The sequence below is a fragment of the Vibrio anguillarum genome (assembly GCF_003390515.1).
Lineage (GTDB): Bacteria > Pseudomonadota > Gammaproteobacteria > Enterobacterales > Vibrionaceae > Vibrio > Vibrio anguillarum.
Genome location: NZ_CP031478.1, coordinates 785,865 through 793,134 on the forward strand (window position 1 = coordinate 785,865; position 7,270 = coordinate 793,134).

General features: G+C 44.1%; 7 protein-coding genes. 1 reads left to right on the forward strand and 6 read right to left on the reverse strand.

Annotation, left to right across the window (positions count from 1 at the left end; all coding sequences use genetic code 11):
* The first annotated feature begins 150 nt into the window (after positions 1-150).
* A complete protein-coding gene (locus DD616_RS03270) occupies positions 151-780 on the forward strand; it encodes an START domain-containing protein (RefSeq protein ID WP_026028159.1) in 630 nt (209 codons plus the stop codon).
* A gap of 5 nt (positions 781-785) precedes the next feature.
* On the opposite strand, the gene DD616_RS03275 is transcribed toward DD616_RS03270, so the two are convergent.
* The 6 genes from DD616_RS03275 to DD616_RS03300 all read right to left on the reverse strand — a co-directional run.
* The gene (locus DD616_RS03275) at positions 786-1,181 is read right to left on the reverse strand and encodes an MAPEG family protein (protein ID WP_017049285.1); all 396 of its coding nucleotides are present in this window, start codon (positions 1,179-1,181) and stop codon (positions 786-788) included.
* 76 nt (positions 1,182-1,257) lie between these two features.
* Complete coding sequence (locus DD616_RS03280; RefSeq protein ID WP_208871449.1) at positions 1,258-1,998, reverse strand: DUF2931 family protein; 741 nt, start codon at positions 1,996-1,998, stop codon at positions 1,258-1,260.
* 22 nt (positions 1,999-2,020) lie between these two features.
* A complete protein-coding gene (locus tag DD616_RS03285) occupies positions 2,021-2,767 on the reverse strand; it encodes a DUF2931 family protein (protein WP_017045005.1) in 747 nt (248 codons plus the stop codon).
* Between the two features lies 1 nt (position 2,768).
* On the reverse strand, positions 2,769-4,901 hold the full coding sequence (locus DD616_RS03290; RefSeq protein WP_017049287.1) for a phospholipase effector Tle1 domain-containing protein: 2,133 nt from the start codon (positions 4,899-4,901) through the stop codon (positions 2,769-2,771).
* Entirely contained in the window at positions 4,898-5,719 is an 822-nt protein-coding gene (locus tag DD616_RS03295; RefSeq protein WP_370685846.1) for a DUF4123 domain-containing protein, read from the reverse strand. The genes DD616_RS03290 and DD616_RS03295 overlap by 4 nt, the downstream gene beginning before the upstream one ends.
* A partial coding sequence (locus tag DD616_RS03300) for a type VI secretion system Vgr family protein (RefSeq protein ID WP_234826169.1) occupies positions 5,695-7,270 on the reverse strand: 1,576 nt, incomplete at its 5' end. The genes DD616_RS03300 and DD616_RS03295, both read right to left, overlap by 25 nt.

Below are 7,270 nucleotides of genomic sequence, written 5' to 3' on the forward strand. Positions count from 1 at the left end.
TTTTAAGAAACATAACAAAAACTAATAAAACAAAACGTATACATAATATATTTATGTTTTTATGCTAGTGCAGTTCTTAAACCCACTTTTTGTAACCAACACGACAAAAATAAGGCCACGTGCTACAACATCAATGAGGAAAGAACCATGATGAAATGGATAGTTGGTTTAAGCCTACTATTTAGCAATGTTGCTAGTTTGGCAGCGACTTCGGTCGATTGGTTACAGGTAAAATCAGAAGACGGCATTACGATCTACTCGCGCCACCATAGCGATGGCTTAGTCCAAATACGGGCGCAAATGTTCGTACCCACTAGCTATTTCGCTTTTATGCGGCTATTAGATGACAGTGAACATGTACCAAACTGGATAGATAACGTGAGTAACAGCCGTGTGCTGCAAAAAATTTCAGATACCGAGAATATTGTTTACACCCAATTCTCGGCACCATGGCCAGCTAAAAACAGAGATATGGTGACTTATTCAAAATTTGAGATGCTACCTAATGGTTTAAGTTTAGACATAGTGGATGCCCTAAATTACTTGCCTGAACAACCGGGATACATCCGTATCACTCAAGTCAACGCACATTGGACGCTGCAAAAACTGACTAATGGTATGACTCACATCGATTATATTGCCTTCGCTAATCCAGGAGGTGCACTACCTAACTGGTTAGTGAACAAACTGTCCACTGACAGTGCCTTTACCACATTTAAAGGCTTGCGCCGAGAATTGGCCACCTATCAAGATAAACTTCACCCTGCCGTGAATGAATAGCATTCTTAACCCAATACTTGGCCAAAAGGCAGGTAAACAATATTCAGCACGATCAAGATAACCAGCGCACTGAACGTTAGCTTCATACCACGAATCCGCCCTTTCAGTTGGTCACTTAAAATCGCTCTGGCATGTAAAATTCGGCCAACGATAAACGTAATACCCACCCCGTGGATCCACCATACGCTGGCACCATTAAACTCCAATAACCCCATTAGGATTAAAGTAATAGGAATGTATTCTGCGGCATTTCCTTGCGCGCTGCGAGCTAATTGCAGTGCTGGTACTCCACCATCGGCATATCTCACTTGGTTAGCCCGACGCTGTTTAATAACGTTAATCGCTAGCCACAAAAATAATGCTGAAAGTATCGATGCATATAGAGCAGTAACCATGGTCATTCCTTTTCAAGTCAGCAGTGTCTCTATAGTAGTGCATCAAGCACGTTCAGATCACTACTCTGATTCAAAGCAATCTCTAGTGCTGGAGTGGCTTAATCTCCTGCGCCGAGTACACCTTATCCACTTTATCCCAAGGAATCGGGTCAATTGATACACCTGCGTCCTTTGCGCGTTGTTGTATATCATTTAGTAAAGAACCCTGTTTATATCTTTCTTCATCAAACCCATTACTATCACGATCCAATACTCTATCCGGTCCCAACTCAGCTAAATAGATGATTTCACCACAGCCTCTTAGCCAAACCTTGGCTTGCCCATTGGGCAGTAAACCAAACACGAATTCGGTGCGATAACAAACATTACCCAATGAACCATCTCGATTTTGGTAAAGACTTTTTCTTGCCATCAAACTTTTAACGTCTTCAGATACAGTATATTTGGTGACATAAAACTGGGTATTAATAAGTGAAACCCAATACAAGTAAAGAGTATCAGGTGGTAGCTTAATTCGCATTACCTGATCACCTCGTCGATTCATTGCGAAGGGATGTATTGGTAATCCAAAACCATCATAGTCAGGAAGTTCTTTTTTGATATTTTCAAATGCACTGATCCTCATAAACTGAGAAAATGTATGTAAAGGGGATGTCCAATCTTGCGCATCGTTCACCCCATAGGCTTGAGTAACACTGACAGGATAAAAAGTGGGCATAGAGACGCTAACGCTCCATGCCTTCTCTGGTATTGGCCCCGCATACGATGAACAAGCATTTAACAATGCCGTGATCAACAAAACAGATACATTTTTCAAATACATTTTACTTTCAGGTCAAAAATGGTTAATTGAGATATTTGATCTCTTCCATTGAATACACCTTATCCACTTTATCCCAAGGAATCGGGTCAATTGATACACCTGCGTCTTTTGCGCGTTGGTGAATACGCCCTAAATAAGAAGCCTCTTTATATGTGTCAGCTGTAAAACCGTTGCTATCACGATCCATGACTTTATCTGGTGCTAATTCTGCTAGATATACGGTCTCGCCACAACCTCTTAGCCAAACTTTGGCTTGCCCATTTGGCAGTAACCCAAATACAAAGTCCGTGCGATAGCAGGGATTGACAACAAAACCATTAGCTCGAGTATAGCTGTCTTGTTTTGCCATAAGTTGCTTTATAGACTCTGGCACAATATATTTCGTGACATAAAATTGAGTATTTACTAGCGAAACCCAATATAAATAAACACTATCTGGCAAGTGATTCGTACCACCTATTTGGTATCGACTTGTTATACTTATGGCATGAAGAGGAAGACCAAAACCATCATAGTTAGGCAGCTTTTTACGCGCGTTACTTAACTCACTATTACTAAAAGATTGCGGTGTAAAACTATGCAGCAATGATGTCCAATTTTCATTTTCATTTACCCCATACGCCTGAGTAACTTTAACAGGGTAAAAAGAGGGCATAACAACACCCACTCGCCATTTATCTCTTGGTACATATTTTGCATTATTTGCATTAGAGGCGCAAGAACTCAGCAAGCACAAAGATAAAATGATAAGTATTGCCTTAATATTCAACTTATTTTCCTTTCTCACATGAGTAGCTAGACCGTTTATAGCAGCCTTGACTTTCGTCCCAAAGCGGTTTGAGTGCAAAACTATCATCCGACGAATGATGAAATAAGTTTAACTGCATCAACTCTTGTTTACGTTTTGCATCAAACTCACTCTCTAACTTGGCATATTGCCCTTGCTTCGCCATATCCAGTACTTTTTGATTTAATGCCTTAAAATTAGCAGCTAAACTATTATTCGATTGTGCAGGAAAGTCCATTACTCTATAAGAACCACGATCTGGGTCTTGCCATAAAAAACCATTATCATCAGTTATTGGTACCCCGTGAAACTCAGCTAAACCATACATCAATCTGAGGTATAAACGGGAGAGCTCTCCTTCCACTTTGCGCTGTATATAAAGGCGACCAACCACTCTTCCGCCCTCTTTTTTACTATGATTGATAAATTCAATTTCTGGCTCTGTGTAATCACTCTCCTGCCAACCAGTGGCTAAATCACGCTGTTTATACTCAGCCAGCTTTCTTCTCACGTATTGCTCGGCGCGATCCTTATCCCAGCGGTCAGAGAAAGAGCGGCTCGCACGCTTCACCAACTTTTTTTCTAAGATCGGCAAGAGATAATCACTCTTGTTGTAGCTCAGGCGTGAATGGTAACCGCCACCAATATCGGAATGGGCTCCAGGAAGAACAAATTCATGAAAATGCGCAGCCGAATCAACAGAGTTAAGATGGTTAAGGCTAAAGTTATAGCGGCACTCAATGCTAGGATCGGCGGTTAAGTGAACAGCACGCCGAACGCGCTGAGGATCAAGCCATAACCTCACATCACCGTTATCATGATGAGTTGAAAAATCAAAAGAGAGTAGGTCAACCACAGAAGCTACGGTATCAAACAGGCCTGCAAAAGTAATCTCACAGTTGGCTTTAGCCTCATCTGCTTCATCCCAATCAAACCCATACGCCAAGGGAACGCCACTTTTTTGGCACGCCTCGCTAAACGCTTGAGCAAACTCGCTCTGCTCGCCATCCAAAACCACATTGATGAAGTGTCTTGCCGCGGCAGCTCCACGGCTAAAACCAAACACATCGAACTGAATTTTATTTATTCCATCAACATCATCTCCTAACTGAGCAAAGATTTGACTCACAACCATATGCATATTATCCGATAGTTGCTTTACGCCAGTTGTTACTTTTGCTGTGACTCCATACTGACCTATCCCTAACCCTTGCCCAAACGTAGATTCATCAGCGGGTTCAATGTTTTTACTATTACCAGTGCCAATACCAGTGACATACTCAGCATGTGTAAAAACATTTAGGTCGCTGAGATATTTATCTTGTGAGTATAATTCAAACAACTTCTGTACATTAGTTAGCTCATTAGTGGCGCTGCCTGCCACTGTCTCTACTTCGCCTTCATCATTTTTAAATAAAGAGATAAAAAAATTGTCTTTTTTAGGATAATCAAAACACTCGCTCGATAAGTGAGTAGCAGGAATGTCGTTTTTAAGCCGCCCTGTTTTTCTGGAAATAATGTCGCAATCAACCTTGTATTTCATTTTCCATGTTTGATAGTAATTCTCTAACTGAGTTTTCCCCCACTGCGCACTGTAGCTATTATTGGCCGTACCATCAAAAAACATACCTACACGTAAGGTAATAAAGTTAAATCCTATCACTTTAAGAACATAACTTTTATCTGTCAGTAAATTACAAGCATCCGCTTGGCCTTTTTGGTGCCTTACGGGTAGAGCTTGTTCTGGCGTTAATTCGGTTAGATCGCCACTGGTTACGTTTAGAAAACTAGCACTATTACCTAAATGGTCTTGGTATTGCTTGGCAAAATCCAAAGTAGGATCGGCTTCATTATTGGGTGTTCTCAGTTTACCCTGAGACTCTCTTAACCATTGTTCAGCATCGAGAGTGAGCGTCACCGGGCCGGGGGCAAGCGTTTTAAGCAAGATAGGTGCTTCACCTAATACGATGGGAAATTCATGCTTTGCTGAGTCAGTGATAGTACCAGTGATGCCTTCAAATGGCTTATTGAACTCATCACGGATGATAATTTCAATCCAATGCGTTCGATTTTCACACGGCGCACAAAAAGGGCTAACTCCTGTTGTACTTCTCATTGCCAGCTCTCCTTAATGGCTTTTAACTCTTTCAGTTCATCCGATGTTAAATGTAAAGGATGGGATAAATCATCAAGCGCGGTATCGGTTGCAGTGACGAGCGCAACTAACGCATGCTGCTCTGCGACCTCGTAGCTATTTTGCTTTTCTAATGCTGATTGCAAGGCTGATAGTATCGTCTGCTGCGGTGATTCTAGGCGTTGTAAAAGATGCGGCAATAGCTCCCACCAACGTCTTTCTAAAGAATTGGCATGAACATTTATGTTGTACAAAGGCGCTAGGTGGTGAGGTAACATCTTCCACCAAGTCCCGTGACGAAGCACAAATTCACTGCATGAGGTATTACTGAAGGTAATGAGAACGTCTTCTTCATGGTGATCAATCGCCACCAATTGGTTGATGTTGCCTAAAAAGTGATTCACCTCGGCTTCATCCATCGCTCGTAGTATGGGAACAATCACATCACGATCATAAAAGCGAAACATCACTTCTTCGCCATCTAATGCGGCAACTAATAGGCTCCGCAGATGACCCAAAACTTCTTGTGTGCTTACCGGGCTTGACAACGCTAGTCCCTGAGCAAGGAGCGATTCTGGCAACTCCAACACAATATCAGTTACAGGAATTAGCCACGGTGATAGCGGCATAACGGAGTCAAACATGGAGCCATAAAATAAAGGCACGGCTTCCTCAAATCCAAAACCACCATTTTGCGCTAAAGCAAGCTTGTGAAGTTTATGATCAACCAACCAATATTGATGCTCTGACTGTGCTTCAAACCACGATTTCAACATTAGGCATCCCCGGCTAATGGGCATACTTTTACGGCTGGCACTCGTGCTTCTTCAGCTTGCAATAGCGCTTGGTAAAGAATGGTTTGAGGTGGCGCGGGGGATTTTTGCAGTTCAAGCTCACCAGGTAATAACGGTAAATCGCCACTAAAACCACTGCCACTGCCCGCACTTCCGCCTGAGTTTAAATTAACGCCCGCCCCAGAAAGATGGACACCAGCAGGATCGACTTTGACAAAACTGCCACCGGCTGTCACGGTAATTTCTGATCCAGCTTCGATCACCACTTTTTGTCCAGCTTTGATGTGGATTTCATCTCCACTTTCATTAGTCCAAACTTGCCCTGATTTTACGTGCAAGGAACCATCGACCATTAATATACAGCTACCCTTAACCGATTCGCGGCTTTCGCCCTCCACCGTGAGGTGGTGGTTATGTTTAACGTGCGTAAACTGGTCGTTATCCACCGTGAGGTGCTGGTCGTGCTTGATGTGCGCCGTGGCGTCATTGAGCACCAAGGCATCTAAGTCTTTTTGCGCGTGTAGGTAGATTTTCTCTTGCGCTGCTTGGTCTTCAAAACTCAGCTCGTTAAACCCTTCTCCTTGGTGCGTTTCACTGCGCAGCACGGTTTTGGTTTTGTTATCCGGTAGTGTGTACGGCGCTTTGTTGGTCGCATGGTAGGTACGGCCTGTCACTATGGGTTGGTCTGGGTCGCCGTTGAGAAACGAGACGATGACTTCATGACCAATGCGCGGAATGGCTATCATGCCATATTGGCTGCCAGCCCAACCTTGTGAGACGCGCACCCAGCATGAGCTGTGCTCATCGCCGTTGGAATATCTGTCCCACGGGAAATGCAGTTTGACGCGGCCATGTTCGTCGCAGAAGATTTCTTCGCCATCAGGGCCCACCACCAAAGCCATGCAAGGGCCGTCCACTTGAGGTTTGGCTTGCGGTGTCGCACGCCACGTGACATCGGCAGGAATGAGCGTGAATTGGTTGCTGTACGTGGTCGCGCCACTGCCGCCCTCTTCTTCCAATGCTTGTGGCTGCTGCCCCTGATGATGCACTTGCACGACAACCCAATCGCGGTTCATGCTGTCGTCAAGGTGCTCTTGTAAATCAAACTTTGTGCCCGCTTGCAGGCCCGGATGGTTACTTTTTCCGGTCGCGGTACGCGCTTCTCGTCGTAAGTACTCTAAGCGAATTTGATTAAAGGCTTTGCCGCTGACGTCGTCTTTAAAGCGACCCGGTGCATCAAAGTGTTCGTAGGTCGCTTGCTGGTAATCCATCTCGCGCCCTTGCGCTTGCTGAGCAAACGAGTAGCTCGGTTTTTTAAAGCTGTAATCTTGCAGCGCGCTGTGGCTCACTTCGGTTTGGCTGTGTTGCGTTAATTGCGACACATAAGGGCTCTCCATTACGCCACCCGCAAGGACGTTGTAAGGGATAGGCGTTTCTCGCTTTATCAGGCTTTGGCTGTCGTCACTGAAAAAGAGGGTGTGTTTCCCTTCTTCATGAATGAAGTGATACACCAAGCCCTCTTCGGCGGCTAAGCGGTGCAAGAAGTCGATATCCGTC

Bases quoted from the DNA above. Each gene is read 5' to 3' on its own strand.
- DD616_RS03270 (WP_026028159.1), top strand. From the start codon at position 151: ATGAAATGGATAGTTGGTTTAAGCCTACTATTTAGCAATGTTGCTAGT.
- DD616_RS03275 (WP_017049285.1), bottom strand. From the start codon at position 1,181: ATGACCATGGTTACTGCTCTATATGCATCGATACTTTCAGCATTATTT.
- DD616_RS03280 (WP_208871449.1), bottom strand. From the start codon at position 1,998: ATGTATTTGAAAAATGTATCTGTTTTGTTGATCACGGCATTGTTAAAT.
- DD616_RS03290 (WP_017049287.1), bottom strand. From the start codon at position 4,901: ATGAGAAGTACAACAGGAGTTAGCCCTTTTTGTGCGCCGTGTGAAAAT.
- DD616_RS03295 (WP_370685846.1), bottom strand. From the start codon at position 5,719: ATGCCCATTAGCCGGGGATGCCTAATGTTGAAATCGTGGTTTGAAGCA.